At 36.1% G+C, this 1,136-nt stretch carries 2 protein-coding genes; both read right to left on the reverse strand.

The window, feature by feature from the left end; all coding sequences use genetic code 11:
- Positions 1-298: 298 nt before the first annotated feature.
- Positions 299-712: a type II toxin-antitoxin system VapC family toxin gene (locus ATH1_RS0117095; RefSeq protein ID WP_010424639.1), complete on the reverse strand. Its 414-nt coding sequence runs from the start codon at positions 710-712 to the stop codon at positions 299-301.
- Positions 705-941: a hypothetical protein gene (locus tag ATH1_RS0117100; protein ID WP_010424640.1), complete on the reverse strand. Its 237-nt coding sequence runs from the start codon at positions 939-941 to the stop codon at positions 705-707. The genes ATH1_RS0117095 and ATH1_RS0117100 overlap by 8 nt, the downstream gene beginning before the upstream one ends.
- Between the last annotated feature and the right edge of the window lie 195 nt (positions 942-1,136).

Raw genomic sequence — 1,136 nt, forward strand, 5'->3', positions numbered from 1 at the left:
ATGGGATACTAAATCCGGGCGATTGGTACACTTATCCCGGGAGCTTCAACCCGCAGTGGCTGCACCACACGCCAGTTATCCCGGTAGGATACTATTGGAAGAACAATAGGTTTTATCAGGGCCATTGCCCTGTAAAACAATTATATAGAGCGACTTCGTGTCGCAACAACGCCCTATTGTATGCGCCTGGGCGTGGCTTTCATACCAGCTGTGGATTTATCAGCTTGAGAGCATGAGAGAGGGTAATACGAAACCTTCAATATGCTGTAGATGCTACGGCTGGCGTATCATAGCTTTGTTATAGCGCGTTTTTCTTCCAGTTTTCAATTTTTAATCCGGGAATACGTTCAAAATGACTATCATTATTGGTAACTAAAGTCATTTCGTTTTCAATTGCTATTCCTGCAATCAATAAATCTATATCGTCAACAATATTTCCTGATTTTCGGAGATTAGCATATATTTCAGCGGATAGTTTTGCAGATTCTTCGGTGAGAGGTAATACGAGATTTTCTGTTACAAATTCTTCAAAGATATTTAATTGTTTAAATGCATTCTTTGCTTGTAAGCCACTAACTATTTCATAGTAGGTAATTATACTAATTTCTAAAGTATCAAAATCATCAAGATATTTCTCAAAATTTTTTATTACATCAATGTCACCTTTGAGATAATAAGAAAGAATATCCGTGTCAATTAGGGCTCTATTCATTTATTCTTCGTTTACTTCGCTGCCTTTTTTCAATTAAATTATCTGTTAAATCTTCAAATGTGCTATCATCAATATTTTTCCATGCACCAGCAAAAGAAAGGTTTTTTTCTTTTTTGTTTGTGGATGATTCTATTCGAGAGACAAAGTCATCAATTTCCTTTAATCTATTTGAAGGAATTCGCTGTATTTTACGCAGTATTCTGCTTCTTATTTGAGTATCTATCATCATATGTTTCCCCTTTCTCCAAAAATACCAAATATTTCAAAATAATCAATTCAATACGACCAATTTTCATCATAAATGCGCTAACCGGGTAGGTCAGGAGGAGTAAAATCCTCCCTTCCCCCTAAGAAGCGTACGTGATAGTTTATGCATTCATAATTGATGGACCAGGGAATGCATGATTTCCAATTCCCATCATAC

Origin of the sequence: Anaerophaga thermohalophila DSM 12881 (assembly GCF_000191885.1) — a bacterium.
Classification (GTDB): domain Bacteria; phylum Bacteroidota; class Bacteroidia; order Bacteroidales; family Marinilabiliaceae; genus Anaerophaga; species Anaerophaga thermohalophila.